Annotated in this window: 10 protein-coding genes and 2 tRNA genes; 2 read left to right on the forward strand and 10 right to left on the reverse strand. The window is 69.2% G+C overall.

Features of this window, described 5'->3' with window-relative positions; genetic code table 11:
• Positions 1-73 precede the first annotated feature (73 nt).
• The gene (locus ACWGPE_RS01795; RefSeq protein WP_452047979.1) at positions 74-415 is read right to left on the reverse strand and encodes a DUF4113 domain-containing protein; all 342 of its coding nucleotides are present in this window, start codon (positions 413-415) and stop codon (positions 74-76) included.
• 68 nt (positions 416-483) lie between these two features.
• Positions 484-3,933 (reverse strand): MobF family relaxase, encoded by a 3,450-nt coding sequence (gene mobF, locus ACWGPE_RS01800; protein ID WP_452048015.1) that lies wholly within the window; start codon positions 3,931-3,933, stop codon positions 484-486.
• Positions 3,934-4,108: 175 nt separating this feature from the next.
• Between mobF and ACWGPE_RS01805 the strand changes: the two genes are divergently transcribed.
• The gene (locus ACWGPE_RS01805; protein WP_452047980.1) at positions 4,109-6,445 is read left to right on the forward strand and encodes an arylsulfatase; all 2,337 of its coding nucleotides are present in this window, start codon (positions 4,109-4,111) and stop codon (positions 6,443-6,445) included.
• Positions 6,446-6,770: 325 nt separating this feature from the next.
• Here ACWGPE_RS01805 and ACWGPE_RS01810 read toward each other — a convergent pair whose 3' ends face one another.
• The 8 genes from ACWGPE_RS01810 to ACWGPE_RS01845 form a co-directional block, all read right to left on the reverse strand.
• Positions 6,771-7,964, reverse strand: coding sequence for a tyrosine-type recombinase/integrase (locus ACWGPE_RS01810; RefSeq protein WP_452047981.1), 1,194 nt, complete (start codon positions 7,962-7,964; stop codon positions 6,771-6,773).
• 6 nt (positions 7,965-7,970) lie between these two features.
• Positions 7,971-8,195: a helix-turn-helix transcriptional regulator gene (locus ACWGPE_RS01815; RefSeq protein WP_452047982.1), complete on the reverse strand. Its 225-nt coding sequence runs from the start codon at positions 8,193-8,195 to the stop codon at positions 7,971-7,973.
• Positions 8,196-8,363: 168 nt separating this feature from the next.
• Positions 8,364-8,440, reverse strand: a tRNA-Met gene (locus ACWGPE_RS01820).
• Positions 8,441-8,484: 44 nt separating this feature from the next.
• A tRNA-Thr gene (locus ACWGPE_RS01825) sits at positions 8,485-8,556 on the reverse strand.
• A gap of 129 nt (positions 8,557-8,685) precedes the next feature.
• Complete coding sequence (locus tag ACWGPE_RS01830) at positions 8,686-10,593, reverse strand: glycoside hydrolase family 13 protein (RefSeq protein WP_452047983.1); 1,908 nt, start codon at positions 10,591-10,593, stop codon at positions 8,686-8,688.
• Positions 10,594-10,753: 160 nt separating this feature from the next.
• Entirely contained in the window at positions 10,754-11,686 is a 933-nt protein-coding gene (locus ACWGPE_RS01835; RefSeq protein WP_452048016.1) for a sugar ABC transporter permease, read from the reverse strand.
• Positions 11,687-11,778: 92 nt separating this feature from the next.
• Positions 11,779-13,398, reverse strand: a complete 1,620-nt coding sequence (locus ACWGPE_RS01840) for an ABC transporter permease subunit (RefSeq protein ID WP_452047984.1) — start codon at positions 13,396-13,398, stop codon at positions 11,779-11,781.
• Between the two features lie 142 nt (positions 13,399-13,540).
• A complete protein-coding gene (locus ACWGPE_RS01845; RefSeq protein WP_231428774.1) occupies positions 13,541-14,776 on the reverse strand; it encodes a sugar ABC transporter substrate-binding protein in 1,236 nt (411 codons plus the stop codon).
• Between the two features lie 240 nt (positions 14,777-15,016).
• Between ACWGPE_RS01845 and ACWGPE_RS01850 the strand changes: the two genes are divergently transcribed.
• Positions 15,017-16,822, forward strand: a complete 1,806-nt coding sequence (locus ACWGPE_RS01850) for a glycoside hydrolase family 13 protein (protein WP_452047985.1) — start codon at positions 15,017-15,019, stop codon at positions 16,820-16,822.
• The last annotated feature ends 93 nt before the right edge of the window (positions 16,823-16,915 follow it).

The raw sequence follows: 16,915 nt of genomic DNA on the forward strand, positions 1-16,915 counted from the left end.
GTGTCATCCCGAGTCCGATTCGTCTCAAACTGCACAAGATTCGCTCTGCACGCCGCACCGATCGGCACGAGTCTCAGACCTCCTTGGCGATCGCCAGCTCATCCCAGTGCGTTGTGTAGCTGGGCGACAGCTTTTCGCGTCCATCTTCCAGACGGTGCCGCCTTTCAGACCGGCCCATGCCGAAGCCAACCGCGCCGCGGCCGTGCGTGCGGTTCCATGGTCGAGCAGCTGCCCGGACTTGCACTGCTCGAACGCGGGCACGAATGGGTCGAGCATCGCGCGACTCACCTTGGGGGTCCGTGAGCACGATTCCGGCGCGCACGTACCAGGCGCCGTCGACGAGCTCGCGCTCGCGCGCGGCGTTCGCCAAGGTCGCAAGGACGACCGCGAATACGATCCCGAGCGTCTTGCTCAACGCGATTCCGACGCCTCCCCGGCAGTGGACGTGCTGGCGCACATCGGCGCGGACCCGTCGGCCGCGCTTCAGAGCCGGAGGCCAACATCCGAAAGGCCGGGCGTGACGTTCTGCCCACTGAGGTGCGCCGACCCGGTCTCTTCACTCGAGATGCGGCGTGCGGTTTCGAGTGCGGCTCGGGCGCGCACAGCGTCCGCCTTCTGGGCATCGGATGTCGGTTGCCCGATGCCGAGCGGTCGGCCGCCGATGATCCGGTAGCGGTCGCGGTAGGCGGCGACGGTGGTCGCGTGACGCCACCACGTGGCCGAGGCAGCGCCGGTTGGTGCGGCGCCGAGCGCACGCAGCCACGACTCCCCCGCTGCCGCGGCGTGCTTGGCCAAGGCTGTTGCTCGCGCCTCGATGAGAGCGGCACGCTCGCGCAGGGCGCGCTGGGACGCGGCATCCATCGGTCCGATCGCGACCGGCAACAGTCCCGCGACGAGGCGTGGCATATGTGCTGCACGTCCGGCTGCGGCATCCTGCATCAGGGCGCGCGCGACCCGCGCGTGCAGGACCGCCGCGATGTCGGCCGCGTCGTCGAACCCGCGCTCGTCGACCACCCGTTTCAGCAAGAGGGCGACGTCCGCCCCGTGTGCCTCAGCTCGTCGCAGTTCGGCGCCGAGCGGCCCGAACGCGTCCGAGCTGACCGCAGCGTCTGCCTGCTCGGTGTTCAGCCCGCTGCCTTGCACGAGCGCGACCCATCGGTCGTGTTGGGCGGCGGCGGCGATGGTCTCGTATTCCGCGGCGAGCTGCGCGATCGACCCCCACGCGTCCTGTTCGGCCGTGGTCATTTCGTGCGCGGAGAGTTCGGCTCCGACGTGTTGGAGCACGCCGGCGAGCACCGACTCGGCAGTTGCGTCTGCGTCATCGCGGGGTCGGATGCCGGTGTGTGCGATATCCGGCCTGTCGAGGGCGACGTAGGCGGTGTTCGCGTCGCGGCCGCGGGTCATCGCGACGTAGAAGTTCTCTCGGGTCATACCTTGGGCGACGACGACGTGCGCGGTATCGGTCGTCAAGCCCTGTGCGCGGTGGGCGGTCACGGCGTACCCGAGCTCGACGTGCTCGGCGGCGTAATCGGCGGGCAGCAGGGTGCTGTTCCCCCACCGGTGCCCCTGTCGGCGGACCTCGAGGGCACCGTGGCGGTGCACGGCAAGGATGGTCCAGCGGTCGCCGTTGCGCACCCATCCCCGGCCGGCACGCAACCGCCGGTCGTTGCGGCGGGTGATGATCGTGTCGCCCACCCCGGCACGGGTGCCGTCGTGCAGGGCGACCTCGCGCAGTGCATCGACGCGGCCGTCGAGGATCGCGTCGGTGCGGGCCCGTTCGTTCAACGCCGCGACCGCCTCGTTCGAGTCGCTGATCAGCACACTCACCCGGCCGGCACGGGCGTCGGCCCGCCAGCCTTCGTAGGCGGCATCCGCCATCGCGTCGCTCTCGCCGTCCTGTACCCGGTCGTGTGTGAGGTACCGGTCGATGGATGCCACGTCGCCGCGTCGCAACCCGAGCGATGCGGTCTGCTCCCAGTCGTTGGTGAAGCGGTGCACGTTGAGGAGCTCGGGTGGGTCGGGGCGGTCGTGCACGAGCATGGCGAACGCGCCACCCGCATCCACCGACTGCAACTGCGCGTAGTCCCCGACGAGCAGCACCTTCGCGCCCGTCTGCGCGGCGAGGGTGCTCACGCGGTCGAGCGCGAGGGTGCCCGCGAGGGAGGCTTCGTCGACGATCACGAGCTGGCCGGTCCTGAAGGCGTGACCGTGGATGAGGTGGTTCTGCCACCATTTCGCGAGGTTCTCGGTTGCGATGCCGAGGTCTTCGGCGAGCACGTGCGCGGCCGCGGCCGACGGGGCGAGCCCGATCACGGAGCCGCGCCCTCGTTCGGTTTCCCAGGCGCGGCGGAGGGCGCCCATCACGGTCGACTTGCCGGCGCCGGCCGGACCCACGAGCACATCGACGAGACGACCCGATCCAACGATCGCTTGCAACGCGGCGGTCTGGTCCGCGCCGAGCCTGGCGCCACCTGGCAGTCGTCGTCGGGCGCCCTCGTGCAGGGTCGCCGCCGCGATCGTCGGGCCGGTCGTGGTCGCCGCCCGTTCGCGGAGGCGTGCCTCGGCGTCGAGCAGTGTTTGGGAGGTGTAGACGGTGGAGTGCTTCGGGCGGAACACGCTGGTGCCGTCGACGCGTTGGAACACGGCCGGGCTCGTTGCGAGCTCGGGCGGCGTGATCCGCAATGACGCCCGCTCGGCCGCGTCGACGACGAGCCCGATGATGGCTTCGCGATCGGATGCTGTCGCGAATCGGTACTGCATCGTCTGGCGTGCCGCCTCGGCCACAAGGTTCCAGTGCCGCCAGGTTGCACGCTTCTCGCTCACCGCGTGCAACACCCGTGCGCCAAGCGTTGCAACGACGTCGAGCGGCACATCGTCGGCGTGCATGAGCAGTGGTGCAACGTCGACGGCTGCAACACGCGCCCACGCCGATGCATCCTTCCCAAGCACTGCGGCTGCACGGTCGCGCCACCCGTGCGTGAGTTCAGCGAGGGAGCGCACGTGCTTCTCGGGCCGCGTCGACAAGGTCGCCTGCGCGCGAAGCTTCATGATCGTTGCCCGGCTCGGGCGGTGACCGTGCGCTTCGACGTAGTCGGCGATCAGGCGATCGGTCGCTGCGTCGATGTGGCGTGAGCGCGTTGAGAACTCACCGATCAGCGGTTCAGGTACTGATGCGATCGACCATGCTGGATTGCGGTCGCGGCCACGGTCGCGCTGCTCCCAGTCGAGCCCGAGCGCACGCGTGAGCGCATCCTGGAACAGCGCCTCGTGCAGCTCCGAGAGCGCGACGACCGCAGCGTGCAACGGGCGCCCATCGAGCGAGCGCCACCTGCCATCGAGCACCGTCTGCACCTTGTTGCTCACCACCACGTGCGTGTGCAGGTGCGGATCCCCCGCACGGCTATCGAAATGATCGAACGCCGTCGCGATCAGCCCGGTCACGTCGACCTGGGCGACCGCGCCGTCACCGGCCGCGACGCCGGTGCGGGTTGCGGCGACCTCGCGCTCCATGAACGACACCACCTCCGCAACTGCTCCGTGGTGCGCCCGCACGATGATCTCCTGCGTGGTCGCATCCGCGACACCCCAGAGCACGCTCGCCGATTTCGGCACCGAGAACGTGAAATCGAACCCCGCCACCGCGCGCTTTCCGCCTCCCTCGTACTGCGGAAACGCACGACCAAGTGGATCCCCGGTGACGGGGTCGCGGCCGAAGCCGATCAGGAGCTGAAGCTGCTCCTCGGTGACCACATCACCTGCCGAGAGCACACCATCGGCAAGACCGCGAACGCCGGCGCCCATCCACCTCCCGGGCGGCGTGCCCTTGACCTCGTAGTACCGCGTCAACGGCGTCGCAAGCGACCGCTCACCATCGTCCGCGACGACCGTGCGAAGCAGATACCGGAACCCGTCCCCGGTGCTCATCACCCGCATCGACACCGTCACCCGCGCCACCCCCGATCACGCCGACAAGGTGCGCGCCCTCGAACTGCAAGAGGCGTGGCAGCATGACGGCATCGGTTGCCATCTCGGCTGGACAGTTACCGCGATAGGGGCTCGATCCAGATCCAGCCTCCTTTGACTGGCGGGCGGTGGGAGTATTGCTCGCATGGGTGAGAAGACTTCGCTGCCGTATCCGCCGCCGCCGTTCGAGGGCGTGATCGGCAAGACCTACCAGGAGTCGACCGCGGCCTGGCCGACGATCCCGACCGCCGCCGAGGGTGCGCCGAACGTCGTCGTGATCCTGCTCGACGATGTCGGGTTCGGGCAGACTTCGACGTTCGGCGGGCTCATCCCGACGCCGAATCTCGACCAGCTCGCGAGCGAGGGGCTTCGGTTCAACCGGTTCCACACGACGGCCGTGTGCGGGCCGTCGCGGGCGGCCCTGCTCACCGGCCGCAACCATCACGACGCGGGCAACGGATACCTGATGGAGTGGTCGACCGGGTTCCCGAGCTACACGACGATGATCCCGAAGACGACGGCGACGGTCGCCGAGGTGCTGAAGGACAACGGCTATTCGACCTGGTGGTTCGGCAAGAACCACAACACGCCCGACTGGGAGACGAGCGTCGCCGGCCCGTTCGACCGCTGGCCGACCGGCATGGGCTTCGAGTACTTCTACGGCTTCAACGCGGGCGAGACGCACCAGTACTACCCGGTGCTGTTCGAGAACACGACCCCGGTCGAGCCCGACAGGGGGCCCGAAGAGGGCTACCACTTCATGACCGACATGACCGACCGGGCGATCTCGCGCATGCGGTACGCGAAGTCGGTCGCGCCGAACAAGCCCTTCTTCATGTACTTCGCGCCCGGCGCCATGCACGCCCCGCACCACGTCACGAAGGAGTGGCGCGACAAGTTCGCGGGCGCGTTCGACATGGGCTGGGAGCAGTACCGCGAGCAAGTGTTCGAGAACCAGAAGCAGATGGGCATCATCCCGGCCGACACCGAGATGTCGCCCCGGCCCGACTGGGTGCAGGAGTGGGACACCCTGAGCGACGAGCAGAAGCAGGTCTACTGCGCGCTGTTCGAGAACTACGCCGGGTACTTCGCGTTCACCGACCACGAGGTCGGGCGCCTGCTCGACGCGATCAAGGACCTGCCCGACGCCGAGAACACCCTCGTCATGTACATCGTCGGCGACAACGGCGCCTCGTCGGAGGGCGGCCCCGACGGCACGCTCGACGAGATCAAGAACCTCGGTGGCATCCTGCCCACGGTCGAGGAGATCAAGGCCGGGCTCGACGCGCTCGGCGGCCCCGAGACCGAGCCGCACTATCCGATGGGGTGGGCGTGGGCGGGCAACACCCCGTTCCAGTGGGTCAAGGCGGTCGCGTCGCACCTCGGCGGCTCGCGCAACCCGATGGTCGTGAGCTGGCCGGCGAAGGTCGAGCACGACCCCGTGCCGCGCGACCCGTTCCTGCACCTCGTCGACATCGCGCCGACCTTGTACGAGGCGGCCGGCGTGACGATGCCCGACTCGGTCAACGGCATCGGTCAGCTTCCGCTCGCCGGCAAGTCGTTCCTCGCGAGCTTGACCGACGCCGCGTACGAAGGGCGCACCGAGCAGTACTTCGAGATCATGAGCAACCGCTCGATCTACGAGGACGGCTGGAAGGCGAACGCCCAGCACACGCTGCCCTGGCGGCAGGACGTCGCGCCGGGAAACTGGGACCAGGACCGCTGGGAGCTCTACCACTTGAGTGAGGACTTCGCCGAGGCGAACGACCTCGCCGATCAGATGCCCGAGAAGCTCGAGCAGATGAAGGCGAGCTTCGACGCCGCGGCCGAGAAGTACCACGTGTACCCGCTCGACGACCGGGGCGTCGGCCGCGCGCTGCTGCCGAAGCCGACCGCACCGGGTTCCGACCCGACGGCGACGCGCTTCACCTTCTACGAGGGCGCGACCCGCCTGCCCGAGACCGCGGCGCCCTCGATGAAGAACCGCAGCTGGCGGGTCGAGGCGAAGATCACGACCGACGGCACCGCGACGAGCGGCGTCGTGATGGCGCTCGGCGGCGTCGCGGGCGGCATCTCGCTTTACGTAACCGACGGCGTGCCCGCCTTCGACTACAACTACTACGGCGACCACACCACGCTGCGCGCGTCCACGCCGCTGCCCGCGGGCGACGTCGTTCTCGGGCTCGAGTTCGCCTACGACGGCGGCGGCATCGGCAAGGGGGCGGACCTGACGCTCACCGTCGACGGCGAGACCGTCGCCACGGGCCGCGCCGAGAAGACCGTGTTCGCCCGGTTCGGCGTCGACACCTTCGGCATCGGCGAAGACACCGGGCAGCCCGTGACGAACGACTACCGCCCGCCGTTCCGGTTCACCGGCCGCATCGACCGCGTCGACATCGAACTCGGCCCGCTCGAGCTCAGCCACGAGGACCACGCGACGGTCGCCCACACCGAGCTGAAGGCGGCGCAACGGCGTGAATGAGGGCGTGTGACGGGAACCGATTGGTGGCTCCCGTCGGGTCTAGGGGCACTAGTTCGAACTGCACTGACAAATTGAGCGACCGGACAACAGAAGTGCGTACGCATGCTCAGGGGAGCAGGTGCGCACCTGCTGTTCATGAAGCGCTTCCAGTGCTCAAGGATCGAAGCATGCGGCGGCGGCGCGCGGTCGCGGCAGGGAATCACGATGCACGAATCACTTCATATCGCCGGTGCCGCACCCGGTGCGGCGCCGTGTGCTCCTACGCGGTGCCGCACCGGGTGCGGCACCGCGGTTGTGAAAGCGTCCACCACTTGCAGCGAGCACGTCATTGGTGTCCACGCCCGGGCGCGAGCCGCTGCAGCACCACCGCCGCTTGCGGCTTGACGGAGGCATCGGGCTCCGCATAGTGCTTCCTCGTCGTCGACGTCGAGGCGTGCCCGAGCATGTCGGCGGCTGCCTGCAGGTCGAGCTCATTCGCTAGCAACGTCGCGCTGGTGCGTCGGAACGCGTGCGGCGAGATGTTCATGCCTTCAAGTCCCGCGTCCTTGAGGATCTCGCGGAACGTGCGCCGCGCGTTGTGCGGTGCGAGCGGGGTTCCGTGCTTCGTGAAGAAGAGCGGGTGCTCGGCGCCCTCGCCTGCGATGAGGGCGAGCCGCCGCCTGATCACCTCGGCGGCGAACGCGGGCACAGCAACCGTGCGTATTGATTCGTGGGTCTTGGGGTGCTCCTGTCGGAACGCGCCGACGCCCGTTCGAACGACGATCGTACCGGTGATGCTCACACGTGGCGGGTCGGCGGTCATGTCGACGTCGCACTTGCGCAGCGCCAGCGTCTCGCCGATTCGGGTGGCCGTGCCGAGCATGACCTCGATGAGGTCGCGCACCTGGCCGTCGGGCTTCGGCCCCTTGACATCGTCGCCGCTACGCCAGTCACGTGCGGCGATGCGGATCGCCGCGATCTGCTCGGGCGTGAGTGCCTTCGGAGTGTGCTTCGGCGCCTTCATCCGCGAAGCTTCCTTGACCGGGTTCCGTTGGATGATCTCCTGGCGCACGGCGAACGCCATGATCATGCCGAGGAGGGTGCGGGAGTGCTTCGCTCGGGCGAACGACCTGTCTCGCTGATCTTTGAGAAACCGATCGACACGGCTGACCGTGACCTCTCGCACGGTGAAGTGCTCGAAGTACGGAACGATGAGCGTCCGGAGTTCGCGGGCGTACGTCTCCTTCGTGCCGTCGGAGCGATCGAGGTCGCGGCGGACGTCTTCGATCCACGCGTCGGCGAGCTTCGTGAACGGCGAATCGGCGGTCAGCGTGTCACCGTCGCCGAGTCGCATCCGCGTCGCGAGTCGCTCCTTGAGCGCGGACTTCGCAGCGCCGCGGCTCGCCGCCGTCGCCGAGACCTGCCGGGTCTCTCCGTCCCAGTCTCTGAAGCGGGCGTACGCGCGGAATCGTCCGGGTCCGACCTGGTTGGTCTTGACGTCGCCGAAGGTTCCGATCGGCAGCCTGGGCCGGCCGGCCATCAGCGCTCACCGCCCGCGATCGGATGGCACGGGGTCGTGCAGCGCGTCCATCCAGCTGAGCACTTCGGAGACCCGGTACCTGATCTCGCGCCCGACATGGATGCCGGCAGGGCCTCTGCCTGCGGCGCGGAGGTCGTAGATCGCTTGCACGTGCACGCCGAGATACGCGGCGAGCTCGCTGGTCGTGAGGACCGGCTCAAGGCCGAGTCCGGAGAGTCGTTCGGTGTCCATGCCCGTAGGTACACCAAGTCGTCCCAAGCGACTCGGGACGGCTCGAACACCTTCCTCATGGAGGGCCGCTGAACGCGGTCGCCGGTGGAAAAGCGTTGAATACACGTTGAACTCATCGAGTCCTTGCCCTTCGATAGGACAAGAAACCCCAGATCAACCCCAGATTTCTGGTAGCGAGGGCGGGACTCGAACCCGCGACACCACGATTATGAGCCGTGTGCTCTAACCACCTGAGCTACCCCGCCGCGAGGCTTCCGGCCGAAACGCGAACGCTCGAACCGAGAACCAGAGCCCCGAGTCAGGATTGAACTGACGACCCCTTCCTTACCATGGAAGTGCTCTACCACTGAGCTATCGGGGCGTGTGCCGAGAATCGGCAACCAGACGAGGATATCACCTCTCGAGGGGTGCTTCGTACCACCGGGCGACATGACGCCGGGCATCGTCGCCGAGGCTCGGGCGCGGTGCCCGACCGCCGTCGCGCCGCGGCTCACGAGCCCGGCGCCACCACTCCCGGCAGCGCCCACACGGCGAACGACGGACCGTCGGCCGAGAGCACGACCCCGCCCTCGGATGTCTCGAGCCCCGCCATTCCGTACAGGCGAGCTGCGGCATCCGCACCGGTCACCGCGCCGGCCGCGAACGACAGCGTCGCCGCCGCGCGCGAGGCGAAGACGAGCACGGATGCCTCGGCCGATTCGCGCACGAACGCCACCGCGTCGTCGCCGACCGCGAGCCAGCGGATGCCGCCCGTCGCGAGCACCGGATGCTCGCGACGCAGTGCGATGAGCTCGCGATAGGCCGCGAGCACCGGCGCGACCTCGGGGTCGCCTTCGCTCCCCCACGGCATCGGCGTGCGCGAGGCCTCGCCGTCGACGCCGGTGAGGCCGAACTCGTCGCCCGCCCAGACCACGGGCACGCCCGGCATCGTCACCGCGAGCCCGAACGCCACCGGCGCGGTGGCGGGCCGCGCGTGCGTCGCGAAGCGCGGGGTGTCGTGCGTGTCGAGGGCGTTCATGGTGCCGAGGCGGGTGCGCCACGGATAGCCGGCGGCGAAGCGCAGGTGCGCCTCGACGAATTGGCCCCCGGTGAACGTCGGCACTCGGCCGAGCGCGAAGCCGATGCCGCCGCCGGCCGGGCTGCCCGGCTCCTGCAGCCAGCTCCAGAGGGGGCGGGTGAACGGCGCGTACGTCATCGCCCCGTGCCATGCGTCGCCCTGGAAGTCGTCGGCGCCGTCGTTCGTCGACTCGCCGATGAGCATCGTGTCGGGATCGACCTCGAGCATCGTGCGCCGGATCGCCGCGCGCACCTCGGCATTGAGGTCGACGTCGCCGAGGCGCCCGGTCATGTTCGCGACGTCGATGCGCCAGCCGTCGAGCGAGTACGGCGCCTTCAGGTACTTCGCGACGACGGAGTCGGGGCCCTCGACGAAGCGACGACGCAGCTCGCCCGACGACCAGTCGAACTTCGGCAGGCTCGGCACCCCGAGCCACGATTCGTAGCCGTGACCGCCCTCGGCCCGGTCGTCGCGGAAGTAGTAGAACTCGCGCTCAGCCGACCCGTGGTCGGCCTGCGCCGCGCGGAACCACTCGTGCGCATCGCCGGAGTGGTTCGACGTGAGGTCGCCGATGACGCGGATGCCTCGGGCATGCGCCGCCTCGACGAGCCGCACGAGCGCGTCGTCGCCGCCGAGCAGGTCGTCGACGCGGTCGAACGTCGACGCGTCGTAGCGGTGGTTCGACCGAGCCGGGAAGACCGGCGTCAGGTACAGGAGGTTCACGCCGAGCCCGGCGAGGTGGTCGAGCTTCTCTCGCACCCCGTCGAGGTCGCCGCCGAACACCTGCTTCGACCGCCCCGGCGGAACCGGGTCGAGCGCGTCGCCCCATTCGGCGGCGATCGCCCACGCGGGCAGCTCGCCCCGCTCGCTGAGCTCGTCGAAGGGCGCCCGCTGCGACTTCGCGAACCGGTCGGGGAACACCTGGTACAGCACGCTCTCGGCGACCCAGTCGGGCGCGGCGGCATGCGCGACGAGCTTGAAGTCGTCGCGGTCGCGCGTCTCGACGCCCGACAGCCCGACCTGGTTCAGCCAGTGCTGCCGCCCGTCGTCGCCGACGAGGAGCCACCGGTAGCCGTGCACCGGGTTCTCGACCTCGACCTCGGCCTCCCACCACGACCAGCCGTCGACGGCGGATGCCTCGGACACGAGCCGCGCCTCGTCGAACCGCGGCTCGCGGTTCGGGTTGGAGCGCGTGCCGACCCACGCGAGCCCGCCGATCGGCGTGCCGTCGGCGGCGACCGCGCCCTCGGGCACGCGCAGCCTGACGCGCACGGTCTCGCCGAGCGCGGGGCTCTGCGTCGAGACGTGCAGCGGCGATCCGTCGTGGTGGGGCGTCAGCATGGAGGCATCCTCTCGTAGGCCACTGTCAGAGCCGCGGAGCGCGACCCCGGCGGGGGTCGGCCGGCGCCGAGGCATCCACGATGATTCGACAGGATGAGCCGGCCGACACCGCCGTATGCGCGGGTACCGACCGGCTCATCCTGTAAGTCGTCCTCAGTCCCTACTTCACCGCGCCCGCGGTCAGCCCGCCGACGATGTACTTCTGCAGGAAGAGGAAGAGTGCCACGACCGGCAGCGCCGCCATCACTGCGCCGGCCGAGAACGCGCTCCAGTCGGCGTAGCGCGGGTTCGACACGAGCTTCGTGAGGCCCACGGCGAGCGTCTGCTTCTCGGTGTCGACGAGCAGCACGGATGCCACGACGAACTCGTTCACCGAGGCGATGAACGACAGCAGCGCGACGACCGCGAGGATGGGCGCGACGAGCCGCAGGATGATCGTGAAGAAGATGCGCGCATGGCCCGCGCCGTCGAGCTTCGCGGCCTCGTCGATCGACGCCGGCACCGTGTTGAAGAAGCCGTACATGAGGTAGGTGTTCACGCCGAGCGCGCCGCCGAGGTAGACCATGATGAGGCCCACGTGCGTGTTCAGGCCGATCGCCGGGAACAGGTCGCCGATCGACGACATCAGCAGGAAGATCGCGACGACCGCGAGCAGCTGCGGGAACATCTGCACCACGACGATCGAGATGAGCCCGAACCGGCGTCCGGTGAATCGCATGCGCGAGAACGAGTACGCGGCGAGCGCCCCGAGGAACACGGTGCACACGGCCGTGATGCCCGCGATGATGAGCGTGTTGCCGAACCAGGTCGTGAACGGCACCTGCGGGTCGGTGAGGATCCGCACGTAGCTGTCGAGCCCGATCTGCGAGAACAGCGCGTTCGAGCCGGTCAGCGTGCCGTGCGGGTTGAGCGACGACGACACCACGAACATGATCGGGAACAGCGCGAACACGACCATGATGACGCCGACGACGTGCCGCCAGCCGGTCGCCCAGAACCAGCGGCTGAAGTTGAACGGCCGCTTGGGCAGCTCGACGGGCGGACCGCCGCCGGGGCCGCCGACCGACGCGTGGGCGCGGGTCGAGGCATCCATCTCCTCCATCTCGGCGACGGCGAGCCCGACGCCGGTGGGTGCGACGACGCCAGGGCCGGGAACCGACCCGGGCTTGACCTTGCGAGCGGCCATCAGTTCAGCTCCTCGAGGCTCTTGGTGCGGCGGAAGGCGATGATCGAGATCACCGCGACGACGATGAAGATGATGATCGAGTAGGCGCTCGCGAGACCGTAGTCGCGGTTCTCGCCCGTGAACGCGACCTTGTAGACCATCGTGATCAGGATGTCGGTGAAGCCGACGGGTATCGGCGCGTTCGCGTCGCGCGGCCCGCCGTCGGTCAACATGTAGATGGTGTTGAAGTTGTTGAAGTTGAACGCGAACGACGCGATCAGCAGCGGCGCGACCGACACGAGCAGCAGCGGCAGCTTGATGAGCCGGAAGATCGCCCACGGCTTCGCACCGTCGACCGTCGCGGCCTCCTGCAGCTCCTCGGGGATCGACTGCAGCGCGCCCGTGCAGACGAGGAACATGTACGGGAACCCGAGCCACAGGTTCACGATGATGATCGACACCTTCGCGAGCGTCGGGTCGGTCAGCCACGGCACCTCTGCGCCGCCGAGCAGCACCTGGTTGATGAAGCCGAAGCTCTTGTTCATCATGCCCGCCCAGACGAGCGCCGAGAGGAACGACGGGATCGCGTACGGCAGGATCATGAGCACGCGGTAGCCCTTGCGCCCCCGCATGCGCATGTCGTTGAACGTGATCGCGAGGAACAGCCCGAGGAAGAACGTCGACGCGACCGAGATGAGCGCGAACGCGAAGGTCCACAGGGTGACGTAGACGAGCGGACCCGCGAGGCGGGTGTCGGTGACGGCTCGCACGAAGTTGTCGAAGCCGATCGTGATCTGCCAGCCGGGCAGCAGCTCGTCGCCGTTCTCGGCGGTGAACGCGCCGACCCCGGTGTCGCTGTAGACGGTGCCGGTCTCGAGGTCGGTCATGGTGCCGGCCTCGGCGTCGTACTCGAGGGTCGACGTGTAGAGGTATCCCTTCGAGCCGTCGGGCGTGCGGATCGCCCCGTCGTTCGGGTCCTCCGAGTACGGCACCGCGAGGGCCGTCACCTCGTCGGTGCGGGCCAGCACGTCGGCGAACTTCAACGAGGTCCAGCCCTCGGCCGAGACGGCGAGGTCGCCGTCGAATTCGGCGCCGGATGCCTCGTGCAGCGGCTCCTCGTTGGTGCCCACCAGGGCTTCGCCCTCGGGGTCGGTGACGAGCAGGCCGAGCTCGCCGGCCCGTTCGACGACCGTGACGCCGTACGTGGGCGAGTCGGGCACCCGCTCGAGCGACGAGGCCATGAGCGACGAGACCGCCTGCTCCTTCGAGCCGTTGTGGCCGGTGCCGTAGTTGGTGAAGGCGATGTACGCCGTGTAGCCGAGCACGAAGACCTGGAACACGACGAGGAAGATGACCCCGGGCGTCAGGTACTTCGCCGGCAGCTTCTTGCGCGAGAAGTAGATCCAGTTGACGATCACGGTGACCGCGGCGACGAGGCCGAGCACGAGCCACTGCTCGTGCATGGCGAGCACGAACACGGCGTAGAGCGCGAGCGCGTCGACGATGCCGAGCCCGACGAGCTTCACGAGCAGCACCTTGATGCCGCCGGATGCCTCGTCGGCGATGTTCGCCGCACGACGCTGCTGCTTCGTTGGCTTCGGTGGGGCGTCTTCGCGGACGTCGTCGGTCGCGGTGCTCATGATTGCCTGGTCTTTCGTGTCGCGTCTGGGATGAACGGAACCGCCGGTCGAGTAGCACCCGACGAAGGAGGACGCGCATCGAGACCACGTGAGGTGGTCTCGATGCGCTCCTTCGTCGCTACTCGACCGACGGAGTCACCGATCAGCCGGCGTCGATCGCCGCCTGCACGTCGGAGGCGAGCTTCTGCCACGTCGCGACCGGGTCGGCCCCGTTGATGATGGCGGCCTCGGCGATGCCCCAGTACTGCCACACCTGGCCCATGGCCGGGATGGCCGGCATCGGCACGGCGTCGGCGCCGACGGTCGCGAAGCCCGCGACGATCGGGTCGCTCGAGGCGGTCTCGGCGGCGGCGGTGAGCGCGGGCAGGACGTTGCCGGCCTTGAACAGCTCGAGCTGCACGTCCTCGGTGCCGATGTAGTTCACGAGGAAGTCGTTCGCGGCGACCTTGTTCTTCGACTCGGCCGAGACGAAGAAGCCCTTGACGCCGGCGAACGGCTGGGCGACCTCGCTGGTCGGGCTGGGGATCGGGTCGATCGCGACGTTGATGCCGGCGTCGACGGCCGCGCCGACGTTCCACGGGCCGGTCAGCCAGAAGGCGGCCTTGCCGGTCGTGAACGCGTCCTTCGCGATGTCGCCGTCGATGTCGGTGTTGAACGCGCCGGTGCCGTTCTTGCCCTGCGAGCCGAGCCAGGTGGCGAACTGCTCGCCGCCCGAGTTGCCGAGCTGCAGGTCGTCGGGGTTGTAGCCCTCGGCGTCGCTGCCGAACACGGGGGCGCCGAACGCGGTCTGGAAGGGGTAGAGGTGGTACGGGTTGCCCTCGGCGCCCTGCTCGACGACGAACGGCTGGGTGAGGCCGGCGGCCTTGCCCTTCGCGAGCATGTCGTCGAAGCTCGAGGCGGGCTCGGGCACGAGGTCGGCGTTGCGCAGCATCGCGAGGTTCTCGACGGCGTAGGGCAGCATGTAGACGGTGCCCTCGTAGGTCGAGGCGTCGATCGCCACCTGGAGGTAGTCGGCTGCCGAGTCGCCGAGCTCGAGCGGCGCCACGACGCCGTTCGTCGAGAGCTCGCCGAGCCAGTCGTGTGCGCCCATGACGACGTCGGGGCCCTTGCCGGTCGGAACCTGCTGGATGAAGTCGCTCTTGATGTCGGCGTTGTCCTTGCCGACGAGCTTGACCTCGATGCCGGTCTTGTCCTGGTACGCCTCGGCCGCGCCCTTCAGCGCGTCCACGCGCTCGGCGTCGACCCAGACCGTCAGCGAACCGCTCGCGCTCGACTTGTCGTCCGAACCGCTGCCGCTGCCCGCGCAACCGGCGAGTCCGAGAGCGGCGACGGCTGCGATCGCACCGGCCGCAAGCAGGCTCTTCCTGTTCACCCTCATTGGTGTGTCCTTCTCAGTGTGCGTGAGATCGGCGCCTTCGCCGGTGGCTCTGATGCCGACCGCGCCCGAAAGGCCGTTCTGCAATTGACGCTCGCGATTGCAAGCGATTACAGATATACCTTGCGTTGCGCGCATTACAAAACCGGGATGCCGCGATCGATACCAGTTCGTGATGGTTGTGCGACTCGTGTGAACTGCAAGCGTTTCCATCCGGTATGGAGATGTCGTACAGTTTCGGACATGACTTCCGAATGGTGGCGCACTGCCGCGATCTACCAGATCTACCCCCGCTCCTTCGCCGACGCGAACGGCGACGGCATGGGCGACCTGGCCGGCATCACCTCGCGCCTGGGCGCGCTCGAAGAGCTCGGCATCGACGCCATCTGGCTCTCGCCCTTCTACACCTCGCCCCAGAAGGACGCCGGCTACGACGTCGCCGACTACTGCGACGTCGACCCGCGCTTCGGCACCCTCGCCGACTTCGACGCCATGGTCGAAGCGGCGCACGCGCGAGGCATCCGCGTCATCGTCGACCTCGTGCCGAACCACTCGAGCGACCGCCACGAGTGGTTCCAGGCCGCCCTCGCCGCACCGGCCGGCAGCGCCGAGCGTGCGCGCTACCTGTTCCGCGACGGCCGCGGCCCCGGTGGCGACGAGCCGCCGAACAACTGGGAGTCGGTCTTCGGCGGCCCCGCGTGGACCCGCGTCAGCGAGGCCGACGGCACCCCCGGCCAGTGGTACCTGCACATCTTCGACTCGTCGCAGCCCGACTTCGACTGGACCAACGAAGAGGTGCGCGAGGAGTTCCGGCGCATCCTGCGGTTCTGGCTCGACCGGGGCGTCGACGGCTTCCGGGTCGACGTCGCCCACGGCATGGTCAAGGCCGACGGCCTGCCCGACTACACCCCGCCCGCCGACGGCGGCAGCATGGGCGGCGCGGGTGGCGTCGCGGCCGACGCGCCTGCGGGCGCGGTCGCCATGGCGGCGGCCGGTGCGGGCGCGGCGGGGCTGCACGACGTCGGCACGGCGCACGGCGCCGGCGCCGAGGCATCCGTCGGCGTGCCCCTCGAGCCCGAGATCTCGACCGAAGCCGACGACCTCGCCCCGTACTGGGCGCAGGAGGGCGTGCACGAGATCTTCCGCGACTGGCGCACGCTGCTCGACGAGTACCCGGGCGAGCGCATCCTCGCGGCCGAGGCGTGGGTCGACCCGCTCGCGAAGCTCGCGAACTGGGTGCGGCCCGACGAGATGCACCAGTCGTTCAACTTCGCCTACCTCGAGACGCCGTGGCAGGCCGATGCGCTGCGCCGCGTGATCGACGACTCGCTCGCCGCGTTCGGCAGCGTCGGCGCCCCCTCGACGTGGGTGCTCTCGAACCACGACGTCGTGCGCCACGCGACGCGCCTCTCGGTCACCGAGCCGAACCCGCAGGGCCACGGCCTCGGGCCGCGCTCGCGCGGCATCCCCGCCTACGCCGACGGCCTGCGCCGCGCCCGCGCCGCGACCGCGCTCATGCTCGCGCTGCCCGGCTCGGCCTACCTCTACCAGGGCGAGGAGCTCGGCCTGCCCGAGGTCATCGACCTGCCCGACGACGCCCGGCAGGACCCGACGTGGTTCCGCACCGACCACGAGCGGTACGGCCGCGACGGATGCCGCGTTCCCCTGCCGTGGTCGTCTTCGGCACCGTCGTACGGCTTCGGGCCGACGGATGCCTCGTGGCTGCCGCAGCCCGCCCAATGGGCCGCGCTCGCGCGCGACGTGCAGCAGGGCGACCCCGACTCGACGCTCTCGCTCTACCGTTCGCTGCTCGCGCTGCGTCGGGAGCACGGGCTCGCGGCCGGGTCGCTCGAGTGGGTCTCGGCCGAGGGCGGCGCTGGTACCGGTGCCGGTGTGCTCTCGTTCCGCAACGGCGACGTCGTCGTGGTCGCGAACACGGGCACGTCGCCTGTGACGCTGCCCGCGGGCGACGTGCTCGTCGCGAGCGGACCCGTCGACGAGGCATCCCGCCTGTTGCCGCCCGACACGACGGTCTGGCTGCGCGCGTAGCGGGCCGCGCCGGGCGGGCGTTCGCGGCACAGTTGCAGGATCAGCCGACCGGCACACCCGAATACGGGCCTCCTGGCCGGCTCATCCTGTAAC

Source organism: Agromyces sp. NPDC055658, from assembly GCF_053618155.1.

Bases quoted from the DNA above. Each gene is read 5' to 3' on its own strand.
- mobF (WP_452048015.1), bottom strand. From the start codon at position 3,933: ATGCGGGTGATGAGCACCGGGGACGGGTTCCGGTATCTGCTTCGCACG.
- ACWGPE_RS01805 (WP_452047980.1), top strand. From the start codon at position 4,109: ATGGGTGAGAAGACTTCGCTGCCGTATCCGCCGCCGCCGTTCGAGGGC.
- ACWGPE_RS01810 (WP_452047981.1), bottom strand. From the start codon at position 7,964: ATGGCCGGCCGGCCCAGGCTGCCGATCGGAACCTTCGGCGACGTCAAG.
- ACWGPE_RS01815 (WP_452047982.1), bottom strand. From the start codon at position 8,195: ATGGACACCGAACGACTCTCCGGACTCGGCCTTGAGCCGGTCCTCACG.
- ACWGPE_RS01830 (WP_452047983.1), bottom strand. From the start codon at position 10,593: ATGCTGACGCCCCACCACGACGGATCGCCGCTGCACGTCTCGACGCAG.
- ACWGPE_RS01835 (WP_452048016.1), bottom strand. From the start codon at position 11,686: ATGGATGCCTCGACCCGCGCCCACGCGTCGGTCGGCGGCCCCGGCGGC.
- ACWGPE_RS01840 (WP_452047984.1), bottom strand. From the start codon at position 13,398: ATGAGCACCGCGACCGACGACGTCCGCGAAGACGCCCCACCGAAGCCA.
- ACWGPE_RS01845 (WP_231428774.1), bottom strand. From the start codon at position 14,776: ATGAGGGTGAACAGGAAGAGCCTGCTTGCGGCCGGTGCGATCGCAGCC.
- ACWGPE_RS01850 (WP_452047985.1), top strand. From the start codon at position 15,017: ATGACTTCCGAATGGTGGCGCACTGCCGCGATCTACCAGATCTACCCC.